At 40.6% G+C, this 1599-nt stretch carries 2 protein-coding genes; both read left to right on the top strand.

Going from position 1 to position 1599, the window contains the following annotated elements; genetic code table 11:
* Positions 1-297: 297 nt before the first annotated feature.
* Positions 298-1119, top strand: coding sequence for a hypothetical protein (locus VT06_RS17695; protein ID WP_052750334.1), 822 nt, complete (start codon positions 298-300; stop codon positions 1117-1119).
* A partial coding sequence (locus VT06_RS16670; RefSeq protein ID WP_046555458.1) for a hypothetical protein occupies positions 1120-1599 on the top strand: 480 nt, incomplete at its 3' end.

The raw sequence follows: 1599 nt of genomic DNA, 5'->3' as shown, positions 1-1599 counted from the left end.
AAACAACACGAAGCCAAGCTGCGTTTTTTACAACAAGAAGCTGAATTAAAGCAGCGCCGTAATGCTGCCAAAAGTAGTTAAGTATAGTGGACAGAGGGGGCCACTATAAATTACTTACAATACAACCTATTATTTTTCCTTGCGGCATCCAAAAAGAGATGATTTAATAACGTTTTATTAATATTTGTAGCCGTCAGGGACGATAAAACGATGTCGCAATTAAAAATAAGCCGCAATGAACTACAGAATGCGTTTAAAGAAAATTAGCATGATGTTTACGTACTAAATAGCCAGGAAATGATCCAGTTATGGGTTGCAGAGCAAAAGAGGAAGGGTAAGAGTCAGCAGCAAATTGAGCTATCGTTCGAAAAAATAACCGGAGAAAAATTTGCTGAGTCATCAGAGCAGTTTGTTCGAGGGCTTGGCTCAAACATTATATCATCTTCAATCGACAGTAAAATGCTCGTTGCACTGGCTGGCGAGATGAAGCGGTCTGGTAATATTTTAGGTCGATATTATATCGATACACGTGGTGGCAAACAGTACATTACTTTTAAAGGCCGCGCAGGCCTTAGGCAAGTTTTAACTGGAACACGTTATTTAGCAAAAAATACTAAAGTAATGAAAATAGGTGTTGGTGGTCAGGCGCTTAGAGCTTCTGCCAAAGGTGGTTTTGTTGTTTCAATTATTTTTTCTGTCACACTTAATTCTGTTGATTGGATATTTAAAGAAGAGTTTCGATGGACCAATTGGATTGCAAACGTTAGTACTGATGTCATTAAAGCGGTGATTGCCGGAGCTGCTGGTTACGCTGCCGGCATGTATTTCGCTGGCGGCGCAGCCGCTGCCACAATTGCAATTCTTCCTTTGAGTGCTGCAATAGTAGTCGGTATTCTTGTTGTTGGCGGATTGTATGTGTTGGACAATCATTTAGGTATTACAAAAGCGATTGTTGATTATTTGGAGCATGCTGAGCAGAATGTCAAAAACGATATTAGAGACGGCATTTACTATGTTATTCAATCAACTGGACATGCGGTAAGGCGTAAATTCGAAGCCAATATCCGCAGTTATATCTTAAGTTTACTTCGTCGCTTTAACAGTTTTCCGGCAATTTAGATGAATCAACAAACTAAAATAAAAGATTTTATTGCGGTAACTTCTTTTGTGGTGCTATTCATTATTGGCAGTTGGGCTTTGCTTTACTCGTTGCAAACCCAGTCTGCAGAGTTATCCAGCGAAAAATCACTAATTGTTTTAAGTAGTTTTCACGGCTACTTTCCTGGTGCACTGCTGGGCGTGATGTTTATGTTGGGTTATGCAGCAACTCGGCTTTGGCAGGGCATATTTAATAAGCCTGTATCGTCTAATAATGGCAAAGTTACCGCGATCGGGTTACTTGGCAGTATCTTGCTTATTATTATTGGTAACTTTGTCGTAAATAGTTACTGGACCAAAAAAGCAGAGTACGCAGCTTATCAAGTATGCCCTGCTATGACGCTACTAACCAACCGCGTGACAATGGAGGTTTGGGTTAAAAACGAAGCGTTATGTTATGACCGTGATGTACGACGGATCATTAGCCGGGGCACACCAGCC

It is taken from the genome of Arsukibacterium sp. MJ3 (genome assembly GCF_000987765.1).
Lineage (GTDB): Bacteria > Pseudomonadota > Gammaproteobacteria > Enterobacterales > Alteromonadaceae > Alishewanella.
The sequence above is the reverse complement of the archived record's forward strand: the minus strand, read 5'-3'. Positions and strand labels throughout refer to the sequence as shown.